Genomic DNA, 16,908 nt, shown 5'->3' with positions numbered 1-16,908 from the left:
TACGCCCAAATCCACTCTAATTATGATGATTGCAGCCTTTGCAGGAAGAGATTTTGTGATGCAGGCTTATGAAGAGGCCATTAAGCATGAATACAAGTTTTACTCCTATGGAGATGCCATGCTTATTTTATAAGATTTTAAAAACTAAAGATTCAATAAAAAAAATGTTTTTTTTTAACTTTACCTTGATTCTCACTAATGAAGGACATTCGTACGCTTTCTCTTGAGCAACTACAAGAATATTTTATATCGCTGGGAGAGAAATCTTTCCGTGCGAAGCAAGTTTATGACTGGTTGTGGTCTAAGAATTTGCATTCTATTGATCAAATGACTAATCTTCCAAAACCCTTAAGAGAAAAAATTGCCTTGGAGTATAGCATTCATCCTGTTTCAGTAGATTTAATGCAAAGAAGTTCAGACGGAACTATAAAAAATGGAGTCAAACTTCATGACAATCTAATGGTGGAGAGTGTACTGATCCCTACTGATACCAGAAGTACAGCATGCGTATCTTCACAGGTCGGCTGCTCACTAAACTGTGAATTTTGTGCAACCGCAAAATTAAAGCGTATGAGAAATCTTGAGGTGGCCGAAATCGTAGATCAGGTAGCTTTAATTGATAGGCAGAGCCGTCTGTATTTCAATCGTCCGCTGACCAATATCGTTTTTATGGGAATGGGTGAGCCTATGATGAATTATAAAAATGTGGTTGCAGCGATCCATAAAATCATTCAACCCGAGGGGCTTGGTATGTCCGCTAGACGTATTACCGTTTCTACATCTGGGATCCCAAAGATGATTAAGATGTTGGCAGATGAGGAATTAAAAGTTAAATTAGCACTTTCTCTTCATTCCGCAATTGAATATAAACGTAATGAAATAATGCCTTTTTCTAATAACTTTCCGCTGACAGAGATCATGAATGCCTTACAGTATTGGTATCAAAAAACAGGATCTATCGTTACTTTTGAGTATTGTGTTTGGCAGGGCATAAACGATGGAGATGAAGATATTCGTGCCCTCATTAAATATTGTAGGCAAGTGCCTTCAAAAGTTAATCTTATTCAGTACAATCCTATTGGAGAAGGGAAATATGATCAGAGAAGTACAGCTGCAGAGGAAAAATATGTAAGAGAGCTGGAAAAAGCGGGTATTACCACCATGATTCGAAAAAGCCGCGGGGGAGATATAGATGCCGCCTGTGGACAATTAGCCAATAAAACAACTAAAAATGAAGCATAAATTCCTTTGGATAGGTTTGTTTTTCTTTCAGATTTATGCTGGACAAGAAATTCAAATCTTAAAGTTGAAACCTTATCAAAAGGCCGTTCTTTCAGATACCCTGAGGGAAAGTTCCGGCTTAACTATTCTACAGGGAAAGCTTCTCAGTTTTAACGATAGTGGTAATGCACCCGAAATTTATGAGATAAATCCAGAGAGAGGCAACATTTTGAAGACTTACAAGACCAATGCTATCAATCAAGATTGGGAAGCTATAACCCATGATGAGAAGCATCTTTATATTGGAGATTTTGGTAATAACTTAGGTGTTAGAAAGGACCTCACGATTTATAAAATCCCTTTTATTCCAGACGCTGAAAAACTTGAATACACGGCTAAAATTCATTTTTTTTATCCCGAACAGCAAGATTATTCCCCTAAAAATATTCGGAATAATTTTGATGCAGAAGCGATGATCTTTCTTAATGGCAAGCTGCATGTTTTTACAAAAGAATGGGAAGCCAAAGCGGTATCGCATTATGTTATTGATCCCGATATCCAAGACTTACAACCTGCTTATAAGCAAGAAACTTACCCTTCGGGCTTTGTGGTCACCGATGCAACTTATTTCCAAGGAAAACTCTACCTGATAGGCTACACTAAAAGTGCGCATATTTATCTTTTATCTTGTGAAGAAACCTCTCCTGGAGTGTTTTTTGAAGGTAAGATCAAAAAATATTTCTTAGGAATGGCTACCCGTTTCGGGCAGATAGAAGGAGTGACTGCGACAGAAGAGGGATTATACATTTCAGGTGAAGAATTTAATTTTTATCTTTTAAAAGCGAAGCAACGTTTATATTTCTTACCATTTAAAAAACTTAAATGATTATATTTGTCTTTTGAAAAATAATATTTTTGAATTACTCGTAAAGCAACCTTTATATTTCAATACAGCTTTATAGAGAGAGGTTTAGTTTTCTAGCCTGTTTTAAAAACGGGAAAGGATTATAAATACAATCCTATAAAAATAGGCTGATCCTTAACAGTAGAGTTGGGTGAGTATCATCGGATAGGCCTAGAGGCATACAGACTATTCGGTTAGCTTATAAAAAGAGATTCAAAAAACAATTAATCATAAAGGCTTAACCCAAAGTTCAGTGGCTAATATTATAGAGGAAATTAAGAATCCAATAAAAGATAACATGAAGCTTTTCGAGAAAAAGTTTTATGAGTCGATGAAAAGTAATGTTGCTTTATTGGATAAAGTAACACAGTTTATCGTAACCACAAAAGGGAAACAAATGCGACCTATGTTTGTTTTTCTGTGTGCTCAAATGGCAGGTGAGATAAATGAAAAAACGTATCGTGCAGCTTCTATGATAGAACTAATTCATACGGCAACTTTGGTTCACGATGATGTCGTAGACGAATCATTTAAAAGGCGAAATTTTTTTTCCATTAACGCGCTCTGGAAAAACAAAATAGCCGTTTTAGTAGGAGATTATCTTTTATCCAAAAGTGTATTGCTCTCCACAGATCATCAGGATTTTGATTTACTTTCGGTGATTTCCAGAACGATTCGGGAAATGGCAGAAGGAGAGTTGCTACAGTTGGAAAAAGCGCGCAAATTGGATATCACCGAAGAGGTGTATTATGAGATCATTCGTCAGAAGACCGCTACTCTTATTGCAGCGTGTTGTGAAGTTGGCGTGCGTTCGAATGTTGTGGACGAAGCAACGGCAGAGAAAATGAAGCAATTTGGCACCTATACCGGTATGGCATTTCAGATTAAAGACGATTTATTTGATTATCTAAGTAGTAATCTTATCGGAAAACCTGTAGGTATAGACATTCAAGAACAGAAGATGACCCTGCCGCTTATTTACACTTTACGGATCACAGATGCCGAAAAGCGCAAGTATTATTTCGATATCATAAAGAGATACCATAAAAATCCAAAACGCGTAAAAGAGCTGGTAGAATTTGTAAAATCCTCTGGGGGATTAGATTATGCCATAGGGGTAATGAAAGATTTTCAACAGAAGGCAATAGATATTTTGGAGAGCTTCCCCGATTCAGAAGCTAAAAAATCACTTCGCCTCATGTTAAATTATGTAATTGAAAGGAAATTTTAATTGCTCAACAAAAAAAGAAACGTTCCGTAAAAAAGAGCGTTGAACCATAAACTTCCTCTCTGGAAAAAATACCCTATAGTGGTATATTATTTTTAAGAGTTTAAAGAAATATCCATAGCGCTTTATAGAAAAAAGCAGATTCTAAACTTTACATTAGAGAAGTATGTAAGCATGAGCTTATCATCACCTTCCCTAAATATTCATTCTAGGGGATATATTCTAAGTTTTAATTTTCCTAAAAACCAATTTATACAACAATCTGTACCATAGATTATATAAGGCTATACTTTTTAAAAATTACCTGCTTACGTGGCTATAACCTCATATAAATACGTGCTAAATCCTTATATTTGTACAAATGCTTTAAAATGGAAGTTACAGAAATAGAGACCTCGCAGGTTACTTTTGAAGATTTTAAAAATCAGATACTTGCAGATTATAAACTGGGTAGAGTTTCCAGGGAAATGAGCCTGTTGGGAAAGAGAGAAGTGTTGACTGGAAAGGCCAAATTTGGAATTTTTGGCGACGGTAAAGAACTTCCTCAATTGGCCATGGCTAGAATTTTCAAAAAAGGAGATTTTAGGTCTGGATACTATCGAGATCAAACTTTTGCTATGGCGGTAGATGCATTAACTCCTGAGAGTTTTTTTGCCACTCTGTATGCTGATACGGATATTGAGAGGGACCCCACCTCAGGAGGGCGACAAATGAATGGTCATTTTGCAACCCGTTCTTTAAATGAGGATGGAAGTTGGAAAGATCTTACCCGGATTAAAAATATAAGTTCAGATATTTCTCCTACAGCTGGCCAAATGCCTCGATTGTTAGGTTTGGCACAAGCTTCTAATTATTATAAGCAATATACTTATCCTGGTTCTGAAAAATTTTCTAATGCTGGCAATGAAGTGGCTTTTGGAACCATTGGAGATGCCTCCACTTCCGAAGGTCATTTTTGGGAAACCATTAATGCCGCTTGTGCTTTGCAAGTACCTATGATCTTATCGATATGGGATGATGGCTATGGAATTTCAGTTCCTTCAAAGTCTCAACGGGCAAAAGAAGACCTAGCCGAAATGTTATTAGGCTTTCAGCGAAAGCCCAATAGTAAACAGGGATGCGAGGTAATCCAGGTAAAAGCATGGGATTATCCTGCCTTACAGGATGCATATGCGAAAGCCGATCAATATGCCAGAGTAGAGAGAGTGCCTGTTATTCTGCATGTAGTAGAGGTTACTCAACCTCAGGGTCATTCCACTTCTGGTTCACATGAACGTTACAAGTCTTCGGAAAGATTGGAATGGGAAAAGGAGTATGATGGTTTGAAACAATTTCGTAAATGGATATTGGACTATAAAATAGAAGACGAGCACGAAATTATTTGTATTGCTTCTGCTGAAGAAATAGATCGCATCGATGAGGAGGCCAAAAGAGAAGTAAAGGCAGCACAAAAAAAAGCTTGGGAAATATACCAATCTGCCATATCTACTTTAAAAGAAAAAGCTATACCAGCCGTAGAAAAATTAGCCTTAGTTTCCTCTAATTCTAAAGGAATAAACGAGGAAATCGAAAAATTTAAAGCATCACTTGTGATTGCTAAAAAAGAAGTTTTCCATCTATTGAGACGATCTCTATGGGTTACAAAAGGTGAGGATTCTCCAGAGCGACAAACGCTAAAAGAAATCTTAAATGAGTTAGCTGCTGTAGAAAGAGATTGCTATTCCTCTCATCTCTATAGTGAGTCGCAGTGGAAAGCAGTAGCTGTACCCGTAGTTGAGCCCACGTATGCCGAAGAATCTGATATGGTAGACGGAAGAGTAGTGGTGAGGGATAATTTTGATAAAATACTGGAAAAATATCCTGAATTCTTAATTTTTGGAGAGGACAGTGGTAAAATCGGAGATGTTAACCAGGGACTCGAGGGGCTTCAGGTAAAATATGGAGAACACCGGGTTGCTGATACCGGTATTAGAGAAGCGACTATATTGGGGCAAGGTATAGGAATGGCAATGAGAGGCCTGCGTCCGGTAGCCGAAATACAATATCTAGACTATATTTTATACTGTTTACAGGGCATGAGTGATGATTTAGCTACGCTTCACTATCGTACTAAGGGAGGACAGAAGGCTCCCCTAATTGTCCGTACCAGAGGCCATCGTTTGGAGGGTATTTGGCACTCCGGATCGCCTATGGCAGGCATTCTTAACCTCATAAAAGGGGTAAATATTTTGGTGCCTAGAAATCTTACGAAAGCAGCAGGTTTCTATAATACGATGTTACAGGCGGATGAACCATGTCTTATTATTGAGCCCTTGAACGCATATCGCTTAAAAGAAAAATTACCCAATAATTTAGGTGAGTTTACCACACCTGTCGGGCGAGTAGAAACAACCAGAGAAGGTAGGGATATTAGTGTGGTAACTTATGGATCTACTTGGAGATTGGTAATGGAAGCTGCCGAGGAACTCGAAAAATTAGGTGTAGATATTGAGGTGATAGATGTACAATCTCTTATTCCTTTAGATGTGTCGGAAGATATTCTTGCCAGTGTAAAGAAGACGAATCGTTTAGCCATAGTCGACGAGGATGTAGAAGGAGGAGCAACGGCTTATATCCTTCAGCAGATTATTGAAAAACAAAAAGCCTTTAGATATCTAGATGCAGCACCTGTAAGTCTTACTGCTAAGGATCACAGGCCTGCCTATGCCTCCGATGGAGATTATTTCTCCAAGCCTTCGGTAGATGATATAGTAGAGAAAATTTATAGGTTGATGCATGAATCAAATCCCATTAAATACCCTGAGATTTAAAAAGTGAAATAATATTTTAGAATGAAAGATATATTGAAATTTGTTTTAGTAGGTGGTGTAGGAATAATATTCACTTCTTGTGGAACACAAAAAAAGCTTGAGGCGTTACAAACAAATTATCATAAGTGCGTAGAAGAGTCGGGACAAAAAGAAAATCTTATTCAAACCCTCAAAGTAAAAGCTTCCTCTCGGGAGGAACAAATTACATTACTAAAAAATCAAAATGAAATTTTACGCGAGAGCTTAAAAGATTGTGCGGTTAATAATAAAACAGGGTCATTGAATATTGAGAAGCTGATTGGACAGATTAAAGAATCCCAAGATTATATCAAGAGATTGCAAGATGCCAGATCCAAACAAGATTCTCTAAATTTGGCCATCTCCAATAAGTTGAAAAGATCATTAGATCATCTTAACGATCAGGATGTGGACATTAAAGTACAAAAAGGGGTGGTTTTTATCTCGCTGTCCGATAGAATGCTGTACAAATCTGGAAGCTATGAAATTCTTCCTTCTGCAGAAATTGTATTGGAAAAAGTAGCACGTATTATTAATGATTATAAAGATTACGATGTGATGGTGGAGGGGCATACCGATACCGATCCGATGAAATCTAATGCCTTCATCAGAGATAATTGGGATTTATCAGCCTTAAGGGCAACTTCTGTGGTTAGGATGCTACAAAATAAATTTGGTGTAAACCCTTCCCGCATGACGGCCGGAGGTCGTTCTCAATACCTTCCAAAATCCGATAACAACTCCCTTTTGGGTAAATCGGAAAATAGAAGAACCGAAATTATTGTGCTCCCTAAATTAGAACAGTTTATGCAGCTTCTAAATGCTAAGTAATAAGATCATTTACAGATAAAAAGGGGTAGCTTCAAAAAATGAAGCTACCCCTTTTTATTTAAAATAAAACTCAACTGTTGTTCCCTTTATAATCGATGATAGAATGGAAATCAAAATACTACCTGTGATTTGCTATATGATGATTCGTTCGAAATTTTGTTCAGATACGACCCTCGGCATTCCGGAGTCTTGCAAGTCAATATTAGTTTTTTTTATTCCAAACCCCACATTCTGATGATAGATTTTGGGCTGTAAGCTCTTCTTCATATAGTATTAATCAAAGTTAGACCGTCCAACCCTCTATAATTTGTACTAGGGTAGAAAGTACTTGTTGTTTTATAACAGACAGAAAGACGACTATGCATAAAAGCTGATTTTATTTTATGATAAATTCAGATCATGTGCATGGTATAATGATTATAGGGGACTATACACTGGGTATCAGCTATCTTTGTAATCGTTTTTTATATAAATAAATATATAAAATGTTAAATAATCCTTATATCAGTGTTTTTTATAATTAAAATATTAATTTTATCCTATATATTATAAAATATATAATTATGTATATATAGGCTAGGCTTTAGCATATAAAAATGATCGGCGCTCATAAAATATTTACCATTCGTATTGATGCTTTCTCTGCAAGTCAAACAGGAGTTCTTCATGCTATACTTAATAAAAAAGGGGAAGTACAATGGTAAAATATTCAAAAAAAGTTAATTCCTAAAGATATATAATATAGAACAAAAGCCCTTAATAATACATTAGGGAAAAATAAAAAAATTAAGATATGAATACATTTTCAATCAAAGCATTCGGAAGCCAGGCTCCCGATGCAGAACTAAAGCAAATGGATATCCACCGCAGAGAAGTGACCTCAAAAGATGTGGAAATAGATATTCTATATTGTGGTGTTTGCCATTCCGACTTGCACACCGCCCGTAATGAATGGAATAATACAGTATATCCCAATGTACCTGGTCACGAAATCGTTGGTCGTATTACTAAAGTAGGTGAGGAGGTTACCAAATTTAAGTTAGGCGATTTGGTTGCTGTAGGTTGTATGGTCGATAGCTGTAGAGAATGCGAGAGTTGCCAGGATGGTTTAGAACAATACTGCGAAGCGGGAAATACCGGGACCTACAATTCACCAGATAAGCACTTAGGCCTACAAACCTTCGGGGGTTATTCGGAGAGGGTAGTGGTGGACGAAAATTACGTTTTACGAGTGCCTGAAAATTTAGACCCTGCAGCAACTGCTCCTTTGTTGTGTGCGGGGATTACCACTTATTCACCCTTAAAGCATTGGAATGTTAAAGCTGGGATAAAAGTGGGAATTGTAGGCATTGGAGGATTGGGACATATGGGAGTAAAGTTGGCAAAAGCAATGGGGGCTTATGTGGTCGTGATTACAACTTCTATTGAAAAAGTGGAAGATGCACAGCGTTTGGGTGCAGATAAAGTGATACTTTCGACAGATAAGGAACAAATGAAAGCCAACGCACACTCCTTGAATTTTATTTTGGATTGTGTATCGGCGCAACACGATATCAATGCCTATTTAAATTTATTAAAAAGAGATGGACAACTTACTCTTGTAGGCGCACCAGAAAATCCACTTCCTGTAGCTCCTTTTAGTCTTATTCCCTCCCGAAAAAGTTTTTCTGGTTCAATGATCGGAGGGATACGAGAAACTCAGGAAATGCTCGATTTCTGTGGAGAACACAATATTACTTCAGATATTGAAATCATTCGCATTCAAGATATCAACCAGGCTTATGAACGTCTGTTAAAGGGCGATGTGAAATACCGTTTTGTAATTGATATGGATTCTTTAAAGAATTAGAACATATATGATAGATGTGTCTATCAAAAGAGCATGGTGGTGTTTTGTTATCACCATGCTCTTTCATAAATAAGAAATTTTAGATTTCATTTTTAGGATAATAATTATATAAACAATTCCTCGAATCTTCTTAAGATTCTATTTTGCTTAGCATCCAGTGGACACTTCACCTGAGAGGATTTTTCGTTCTGATCATCAAGCGATAAAAAATATTTACATTGCCAATTTTGGGTTTGTTTAGCTTGAGGAGCATACACGCGAAAGGACAGCTTGCCTCCCTTTTTGTCTTTTGAGAAGATTCCTTTTTGGATTAAGACTTCTTTATTGAAAATAAAAACACCGTGATATTGTTTATTAAAGGAAGCTATAAAGACATAATCGTAACGATCATCGAAATCTAGGGGAGTGATCTTTCCGGAGATCCCCGACCGTTTATACAGGGCAACAAATTGTCCCACTTTAGTTGGGGTGGTTTTCGCTACTCTAAATAAGATATTTTTTCCTCCAATACTAAGTGAAGAGCCTCCATATTCCAGATTTTCATGATCCCTTAGAGCACTATTGTTAATTTTCAAACTATTGTTCTTAAATACTTTATAGGTGAAATCCCTCAATTGAAATGGTATAGCACCCGTTTCGGGGCTGGTCTCCCAATTGTGTTGTTCAGGCTCTATATTTTCTATTGTTTGCTTCATGTATTTTTATTAATAAATCCTTTACCTCGTTTCTAATAAAAACGGGTTTATAAAATTATATAAAAAATTAAAGTGGGTTTATCAACTCACCATATAATAGAGATAAAAGAATAAGCTGAATGTAACAGCCGTCAGCGAGCGGTTTGGTATTCCCTATGGAAACCTCAGATTTTGAAAAAGAAGTATTCTTTAAGCTTTTATTTTCATTGCGTTAAGTCATTACACAGATCTTTATAGAAATTACACTGTCCCCCACAAACGTTTATTCCCAATTACATAAATTCTTTTCTTCGCCCGTGTTAAAGCTACATTAAGCATATTAGGCTTTTCAGATGCCCATTTTCTTGCACCAGGGGATTGGGGATCGCTTCCTAAAACAAGGAATACAACATCGGCTTCTTTTCCCTAAAATTTATGAATGGTCCCACAAAATATTTTTGGATCGCTTTTAAACTCCCAATTACAATAATCTGCCACCAAAGAAAAAGGAGAAATAACAAAAATTTTTCCGTGATAAACTATTAGAAGTTAAATATATTGGAAAGACTATAGTGATACTCTTGCATGAAAATCAAAATGTATCAAAAACCAAAGATGATCGCCTGTGGTTCTGCGCTACCAATGATTTAAAACACTTTGTTTGGAGTCAGAGAGATGTTTTAGGAGGGTCGACTCCTCTTTATAAAGCCTCTTTTATTCCGGTATATAAGCCTGATGGGAGTATGAAATTTAAAATTGCTTATACCACAGATGAGCGGCTTCCAGTTGCAGAAAGATGGCGTCTGAAAATTACAGAAACACAATCTTTTAAACTTAATTGATCTCAGATACTATATCTATTAACAGAGGGTCCGGAGGGCGATGATTATCTTTTTAGTGACCTCCCCCTCATTGTTAATAAAATGGGACAGGGCTTTTTTTATTTCATCCATATAAAGAGAAATTTAAGCCCATATTTTCAATTCTAAACATCATTGTTAATCAGAAACTTTTAATAGGGTAGATCGAAACCTCTCGTATATTTGAGAAAAGAACACTTCTACCTTATTTTAGGTTTTTTATATGCTGCTGCTAATCATCTCATTTTTAAAAGCAGTTTTACCTTATTTATTATAGATGTTTTTGATACTTATTTTTTGATATCAACTTTAAAACACTGTAACCACTCAGTCCGGCAATAGAAGAAGCAATTAAAATAGCAAATTTGGCTTCGTCCTGAATGCCAGTATCTCCTTTGAAGGAAAGAATAGAAATAAATACCGACATGGTAAAGCCTATACCGGCTAATAATCCGACCCCCACCATATGCGACCATCGGGCGTGTAAGGGTAGGGAGCTAAGTCCGAGCTTAATACCTATAAAACTAAAAAGTAAAATACCAGTTAATTTACCTGCGACAAGTCCTCCTATTATCCCCGCTCCGAACGAAGTAAATAATCCGTCAACCATACCTGTATGAAAGACAATATTTGTATTGGCTAAAGCAAATAAAGGCATAATAATATAATTTACAGGTATATATAATCTCTCTTCTAGCTTTTCTAATGGCGAAATTTCTTTTTTTGATTTTTTATGGCTAGGAATACTGAAAGCCAATAATACCCCCGAGATAGTTGCGTGTATTCCCGAATGATGTATACAGTACCATAGCACTAAGCCTGGTAACAAATACCAAATATATTTTTTCACCCCTCCTTTATTGAGTAGCATTAGAATTAGTAGTATACCTAGAGAAGCTCCTAAATATGTCCATATGATTTTATCCGTATAGAAAATAGCAATTACCAGTATAGCTCCTAAATCATCTACGATGGCCAAGGCGGCTAAAAATATTTTCAGAGATAGCGGAGTATGTTTGGACAATAGGGAAATAATAGCTAAGGAAAAAGCGATATCTGTAGCCATAGGGATTCCCCAGCCTTTTGCATATTCGGTACCCTGATTAAAGAAGCTATAAATGAGCGCTGGAACCAACATTCCCCCCACAGCAGCTAGTATGGGTAAGGAGGCATTCTTTATACGGGAGAGTTCTCCTTGTAGCATTTCTCTTTTGATTTCTAATCCGACCAAGAGAAAAAAAAATGTCATCAGCCCGTCATTAATCCATGTGGAGACAGTATATTCGCCTAAGCGATAATCTAAACCGTTCTGAAAGTAGGTACCGGATGAGGAATTCGCTATAAAAATTGAAATAAATACACATGTAATGAGTAAAATTCCGGAAGACTGACTGCTGTCAAAAAATTTTTTAAAATATTGGGTCAATTTCATAGGGTGTCTTATTACAAGCGTCTAACTTTTAGTATGTTGGGTATGTTTTTAAGATGTTTTAGGGCGTCGTCCAATTGAGCCTTGTTTTTAATTTCCAGAATAATACTTCCTATAAATACGCCACCTTTAGATTCAATAGAGATTCCTTTTATATCAATGTTCATATGATGGTAAATAACCGAAGAGATATCGTTGATCATCCCCTGTCTATCCAATCCCTGTATTTCTATTTTGGCTTGGTTGCTAAAGCGTTCTTGATTGACCCATTTAGCTGGAAGTACACGGTAATCATAATTGGCACGTAGATTAATCGCATTGGGGCAGTTCTCGTTATGTACCTTTATACCATCATTAATGGTGATAAAGCCAAATATTTTATCACCAGGAACTACATTACAGCATTTGGCAAAACTATAGTCCATTTTCTGTTCGTCTTTACCAAAAACAATCAGATCTAGATCCGAAGGCGGATCTTGTGCTATAAATTCCTGTTTTGGATGTTTTCGGAATTTTTGCAAAAAATTGCTAATGACTCCTTTTCTATCTATATATTTCTTTAGATCCGAGGCATCTAGATCACCATTTTGGAAGCTTAAGAAAAGTTCTTGTGAGGTTTTATAATTGAAAAACTTTTGTAATTTATTAATTTCATCTTCATTATAAGAAATTTTTGCGTGCCGCATTTTGCGTTGTAAGATTTCTTTTCCTTCTTCTGCCATTTCGTTTTTGCGAGAGTTGAGAGCGGCTTTAATCTTAGATTTAGCTTTCGAAGTCACTACAAAATCCAACCAGTCTGGTTTAGGTTTTTGGTTATTACTGGTTAAAATATCAATCTGATCGCCATTGGTTAGTGTATAGGAAATGGGGACGAGTTTTCCGTTTACTTTAGCACCTAAACATTTCATTCCCAAGTCAGTATGGACTGAGAAAGCAAAATCTAAAGCAGTTGATCCCGAGGGTAGCAGCTTGATTTCTCCTTTCGGCGTAAATACAAAAACTTCTTTTCTGTAGAGGCTTAATTTAATATTATCTAGAAGTTCATTAGTGGAAAGCCCCTGTTGACCTTCCAAGATTTCGCGAATCTGAGTTACCCATTGTTCAAAATTTCGATCTTCGATATTTTTGGTATATCCTTCTTTATACTTATAGTGGGCGGCTACTCCTTTTTCGGCTAATTCGTCCATTCTTTCACTGCGAATCTGTACTTCTACCCATTTTTTATCCGGACCCAGTATGGTAATATGTAAACTTTCATAACCTGTAGAGCGCGGATGAGAAATCCAGTCGCGCATCCTACCAGGATTGCTGTGGTAGAGGTCGGTTACAATAGAATAGATTTTCCACGCCAGAAATTTTTCGTTTTTAGCATCAGATTTATAGATAATACGGATGGCATAATTATCATAGATTTCTTCAAAACTCACATTTTGTTTGAGCATTTTGCGATAAATACTACTGATAGCTTTAGCCCGTCCTTTAATTGAAAAGTTTAAATCTTCTTCTTTTAATCTCTCGGAAACTTCTTTTTTAAATTTTTCGATATATCGTTCTCGACTTTCTTTGGCTAAAATTAATTTTGCCGTAATTTCATCGTAAACTTCCGGATTATTATACTTTAAAGAAAGATCTTCCAATTCGGATTTAATATTGTATAAACCCAATCTATGTGCAAGAGGTGCATAAATATAGACGGTTTCTGAAGCGATTTTTTTCTGCTTGTCGGGGTGCATGCTATCCAGAGTTCGGATGTTGTGAAGTCGATCGGCAATTTTAATCAGAATAACTCTAAAATCGTCTGATAGCGTCATCAACAGTTTGCGGTAGTTCTCCGATTGAACTGAGATGTTCTGGTTATTCATAATAGAAATCTTGGTGAGTCCCTGTACAATAGCCGCGATTTCTCTACCAAATAGTTTTTCCAGATCTTCGTAGGTATAGTCTGAATCTTCAATAACATCATGTAAAAGTGCAGAGGCTATACTGGTAGCCCCCAAACCTATTTCGTTGGCTACAATTTTAGCAACCTCTATGGGATGGTATATATATGGTTCACCCGTTTTACGACGCTGATCTTTATGGGCATCCAGGGCAATATCAAAAGCTTTACGGATCAGCTTATTATTATCCTCATCTAATGTACGGTAAGTATTGGATATTAAGTTCTTGTATCGCGCTAAGATTTCCTTATTTTCTTGTTCAAGGTTATAAACCATCTCTATGTGCCAAATATTTATACTAAAATACTGTTTTTTGAGCACAATAGCAATATTTTTTGTAGGAAGACAAGATGTAGAAATCATTATCTTTGGATAAATTATAGGTATGAATAAAGTAATCTTTATCCTGATTTTGAGTTTAGGAGGATTGGCCTTAGCGCAACAGATCTCACAAAAACTTCAAATTGAAACACAAAAGATGTTAAATTCAGCGTCTATGTTGGCAGCAAACCTATCCTTTTATGTTGCCGATGAAAATGGAGATATGGTTTATGAATATCAGGGAAATAAAGGGCTTTCTCCGGCCAGCACGCAGAAAATTTTTACCGCAATTGCGGCTTTGGATAAATTAGGTCCGTCTTTTCGTTTTACCACTCAAGCTTCTTATAGTGGCCAAATCCTTAAGGAGGGTAAGCTGAAGGGTAATCTCTATATTACTTCTAATGGAGACCCGACTTTGGGTAGCTGGCGCTACGAAGGCTATAAGCCAGAAGATTTTAAAACTAAATTATTGCAGGCCTTGCATGAAAAAGGCATAAAATCGATAGAAGGAGATTTAATATTAGATGATTCCTATTTCGATATGCAAACCACTCCCGGAGGCTGGCCATGGAATGATATAGGGAATTATTATGGGGCTGGTGTATGGGGGATATCGTGGAATGAAAATCAATTTGATATACATATGGCTGGAGGACGCTCGATTAAAAACTTTAAATACGGCCCCATAAATCTAGATTGGGTAAATGAGGTTAAGGCGGAAGGAAATAGAGATCATAGTATTATTTATACAGCTCCATTTTCACCTGTGGGTCTTATTTACGGGAAATTACCCCCAGGAAAAGCTTCCGTAATTTCGGGTGCTTTACCCAATCCTCCTCTGGTTTTAGGTTACGAAATAAAAAAATGGCTTTCTCAAAAAGGAATTCTTTTAAATGGGAACCTCTTGACTTATCACTCCGAGCAAATAAAAGGACATCAGCTAGTGAGAACCCCTAAGAATCATATTTTTTTTGAATATCACTCGCCGTCCCTGGATAAAATTATATTTTGGTTTTTGCGGAAAAGTGTAAATTTGTATGGGGAGACGCTGTTAAAAACTTTTTCAAAACTCCAGTCTGAAGATGCGTCTTTTGATGGTGGCGTTCAGGAAATGAAGCGTTATTGGTTGGGGAAGGGAATCCCTGGGGCTATGCTTAATTTTATTGATGGCAGTGGGCTGTCTCCTCAAAATTATGTCTCCGCTAAGGCAGAAGTGCAAGCTCTTTTATATGCCAAAAAACAAAGTTGGTTTAATGTCTTTTATACGGCTTTGCCTACCTACAATGGAATGAAAATGAAAAGTGGTACGATTAAATCGAGTAAGGCTTACACAGGCTATCACCAAAGTAAAACGGGAAAAAAATATGTTTTTTCTATGATTGTAAATAATTACGCTGGTGGCAACATAAATTCGTTGATGTTTAAAGTTTTAGATGCGCTAAAATAAAATTTGGAGAAGAAAAAAAACCTTCCACAGTTTATTAACTGGGCCGTTTACATATTTCTAAGCTTTGTAGTTTTAGGATCTATATTGGCATCGGCTATATTGATTAATTACCTTCGTAAAGAAGAAATACATCGCATGGAGCTTTTTGCACAAGCCCAAAAGCTCCTCAATGAAGATTTTGTACAAGATCCACAAGTACAATTGTTGTTAATTAATATTTTAGCAGATAACAGGACTATACCTGTTATTATTACGGATAGATTTGAGAATCCGGTGTATATGATGAACCTTTCTCAAGATATAATTCATGATCCCTCTAAAATAAAGGAGTTATTAAAGGAAATGGAGCAATCATATAAACCCCTGGAAGTTACTTTACCCGATGGAAATAGCCAATATATTTATTATAACAATTCTAGGTTGATGAACAACCTCCGCTATTACCCTCTAGCCCTAGGGACTGTTATTATAGCCTATGTATTGTTTTCACTCTGGTTTTTAAAAACCGTACAACGAAGCGACGAAAGTTTTTTATGGGTAGGCTTGGCCAAGGAAACGGCTCATCAGATAGGAACCCCTCTCTCTTCTATGATTGGCTGGCTCGAAATCTTGAGATTAGAAAATGAAAACAGTGTAGGCGTTAAGGAAATTGAAAAAGATATCCAAAGATTAACTACTATTTCGGAACGTTTTTCTAAAATAGGTTCGGTTTCAGAACTTAATGATCTGAATTTAAAAGAAACGATTAAACAAAATTATGAATACTTAAGATCGCGTATCTCCAATAAAATAAACTTTTCGCTTCAATTACCTGCTCAAGACATTCTAATCCCCCACAGCCGTATTTTAATTAGTTGGGTAATTGAGAATATTGTGAAAAATGCAGTAGATGCTATGAAAGGGATGGGGGATCTTCATCTACAGGTTACTGAAAAAGGCAAGGACATTACTATAGACATTCAAGATACCGGATCTGGAATGACAAAATCTCAGATTCGAAATGCTTTTAAACCCGGATATTCTACCAAAAAAAGAGGTTGGGGCTTAGGCCTTTCTCTGGCGAAAAGAGCGATTAAGGATTATCACAAGGGTGATCTTAAAGTATTAAATACGGAAGTAGGGAGGGGTACAACCTTCCGCATCACCTTATCTAGAAGAGACAGTGAATAATATAGGTGATAAAGTCCTATTTTTTTCCTCTATTTTAGACATTGCTAAAAAAAAAACAATGGATTGTCCAAAATGGCATCAGTCTGAAAAAGTAAAAAACGGTATTGTCAGGAATCTTCAAAGATACAAATGTAAAAATTGTGGATTTAATTTTACAGTATATAAAAGAGGGGGTGAATATTCAAAAACAATCAGAAAAAAAGCGC

At 36.4% G+C, this 16,908-nt stretch carries 14 protein-coding genes; 11 read left to right on the top strand and 3 right to left on the bottom strand.

Annotation, left to right across the window (positions count from 1 at the left end):
* The 7 genes from GNY06_RS04635 to GNY06_RS04605 form a co-directional block, all read left to right on the top strand.
* A partial coding sequence (locus tag GNY06_RS04635; RefSeq protein WP_166518311.1) for an S-adenosylmethionine:tRNA ribosyltransferase-isomerase occupies positions 1–133 on the top strand: 133 nt, incomplete at its 5' end.
* A gap of 65 nt (positions 134–198) precedes the next feature.
* The gene (gene rlmN / locus GNY06_RS04630; protein WP_166519011.1) at positions 199–1,242 is read left to right on the top strand and encodes a 23S rRNA (adenine(2503)-C(2))-methyltransferase RlmN; all 1,044 of its coding nucleotides are present in this window, start codon (positions 199–201) and stop codon (positions 1,240–1,242) included.
* A complete protein-coding gene (locus tag GNY06_RS04625; protein WP_166519010.1) occupies positions 1,232–2,107 on the top strand; it encodes a hypothetical protein in 876 nt (291 codons plus the stop codon). The genes rlmN and GNY06_RS04625 overlap by 11 nt, the downstream gene beginning before the upstream one ends.
* Positions 2,108–2,378: 271 nt before the next feature.
* Positions 2,379–3,356 (top strand): polyprenyl synthetase family protein, encoded by a 978-nt coding sequence (locus tag GNY06_RS04620; protein WP_166519009.1) that lies wholly within the window; start codon positions 2,379–2,381, stop codon positions 3,354–3,356.
* A gap of 368 nt (positions 3,357–3,724) precedes the next feature.
* Positions 3,725–6,163, top strand: coding sequence for an alpha-ketoacid dehydrogenase subunit alpha/beta (locus GNY06_RS04615; protein ID WP_166519008.1), 2,439 nt, complete (start codon positions 3,725–3,727; stop codon positions 6,161–6,163).
* A 21-nt stretch (positions 6,164–6,184) separates the two neighbouring features.
* Positions 6,185–7,012, top strand: coding sequence for an OmpA/MotB family protein (locus GNY06_RS04610; protein WP_166519007.1), 828 nt, complete (start codon positions 6,185–6,187; stop codon positions 7,010–7,012).
* Between the two features lie 793 nt (positions 7,013–7,805).
* Positions 7,806–8,861, top strand: coding sequence for an NAD(P)-dependent alcohol dehydrogenase (locus GNY06_RS04605; protein WP_166519006.1), 1,056 nt, complete (start codon positions 7,806–7,808; stop codon positions 8,859–8,861).
* Positions 8,862–8,965: 104 nt separating this feature from the next.
* Here GNY06_RS04605 and GNY06_RS04600 read toward each other — a convergent pair whose 3' ends face one another.
* The gene (locus GNY06_RS04600; protein ID WP_166519005.1) at positions 8,966–9,556 is read right to left on the bottom strand and encodes a MepB family protein; all 591 of its coding nucleotides are present in this window, start codon (positions 9,554–9,556) and stop codon (positions 8,966–8,968) included.
* A 560-nt stretch (positions 9,557–10,116) separates the two neighbouring features.
* On the opposite strand from GNY06_RS04600, the gene GNY06_RS04595 reads away from it, so the two are divergent.
* Positions 10,117–10,377, top strand: a complete 261-nt coding sequence (locus GNY06_RS04595; protein ID WP_166519004.1) for a hypothetical protein — start codon at positions 10,117–10,119, stop codon at positions 10,375–10,377.
* A 289-nt stretch (positions 10,378–10,666) separates the two neighbouring features.
* Here the strand turns inward: GNY06_RS04595 and nhaA are convergent, their stop codons facing one another.
* Positions 10,667–11,827, bottom strand: a complete 1,161-nt coding sequence (nhaA, locus tag GNY06_RS04590) for a Na+/H+ antiporter NhaA (protein WP_166519003.1) — start codon at positions 11,825–11,827, stop codon at positions 10,667–10,669.
* Positions 11,828–11,838: 11 nt separating this feature from the next.
* The gene (locus GNY06_RS04585; RefSeq protein ID WP_166519002.1) at positions 11,839–14,040 is read right to left on the bottom strand and encodes a RelA/SpoT family protein; all 2,202 of its coding nucleotides are present in this window, start codon (positions 14,038–14,040) and stop codon (positions 11,839–11,841) included.
* Positions 14,041–14,149: 109 nt separating this feature from the next.
* Here GNY06_RS04585 and dacB point away from each other — a divergent pair, with 109 nt between their 5' ends.
* The 3 genes from dacB to GNY06_RS15570 all read left to right on the top strand — a co-directional run.
* Positions 14,150–15,532 (top strand): D-alanyl-D-alanine carboxypeptidase/D-alanyl-D-alanine endopeptidase, encoded by a 1,383-nt coding sequence (dacB, locus tag GNY06_RS04580; RefSeq protein WP_166519001.1) that lies wholly within the window; start codon positions 14,150–14,152, stop codon positions 15,530–15,532.
* A gap of 3 nt (positions 15,533–15,535) precedes the next feature.
* Complete coding sequence (locus GNY06_RS04575; RefSeq protein WP_166519000.1) at positions 15,536–16,702, top strand: sensor histidine kinase; 1,167 nt, start codon at positions 15,536–15,538, stop codon at positions 16,700–16,702.
* Positions 16,703–16,760: 58 nt separating this feature from the next.
* On the top strand, positions 16,761–16,908 hold a 148-nt coding region (locus tag GNY06_RS15570; RefSeq protein ID WP_449390392.1), incomplete at its 3' end, for a transposase-like zinc-binding domain-containing protein.

Origin of the sequence: Elizabethkingia argenteiflava (assembly GCF_009904105.1) — a bacterium.
GTDB lineage: Bacteria > Bacteroidota > Bacteroidia > Flavobacteriales > Weeksellaceae > Elizabethkingia > Elizabethkingia argenteiflava.
Note: the sequence above shows the minus strand (reverse complement) of the source record. Positions and strands in the feature narration are given on the sequence as shown.

What these genes read in the sequence shown, in the direction of transcription:
- nhaA (WP_166519003.1), bottom strand. Translation starts at nt 11,827, where the DNA reads ATGAAATTGACCCAATATTTTAAAAAATTTTTTGACAGCAGTCAGTCT.
- GNY06_RS04605 (WP_166519006.1), top strand. Translation starts at nt 7,806, where the DNA reads ATGAATACATTTTCAATCAAAGCATTCGGAAGCCAGGCTCCCGATGCA.
- GNY06_RS04615 (WP_166519008.1), top strand. Translation starts at nt 3,725, where the DNA reads ATGGAAGTTACAGAAATAGAGACCTCGCAGGTTACTTTTGAAGATTTT.
- GNY06_RS04585 (WP_166519002.1), bottom strand. Translation starts at nt 14,040, where the DNA reads ATGGTTTATAACCTTGAACAAGAAAATAAGGAAATCTTAGCGCGATAC.
- dacB (WP_166519001.1), top strand. Translation starts at nt 14,150, where the DNA reads ATGAATAAAGTAATCTTTATCCTGATTTTGAGTTTAGGAGGATTGGCC.
- rlmN (WP_166519011.1), top strand. Translation starts at nt 199, where the DNA reads ATGAAGGACATTCGTACGCTTTCTCTTGAGCAACTACAAGAATATTTT.
- GNY06_RS04610 (WP_166519007.1), top strand. Translation starts at nt 6,185, where the DNA reads ATGAAAGATATATTGAAATTTGTTTTAGTAGGTGGTGTAGGAATAATA.
- GNY06_RS04600 (WP_166519005.1), bottom strand. Translation starts at nt 9,556, where the DNA reads ATGAAGCAAACAATAGAAAATATAGAGCCTGAACAACACAATTGGGAG.
- GNY06_RS04625 (WP_166519010.1), top strand. Translation starts at nt 1,232, where the DNA reads ATGAAGCATAAATTCCTTTGGATAGGTTTGTTTTTCTTTCAGATTTAT.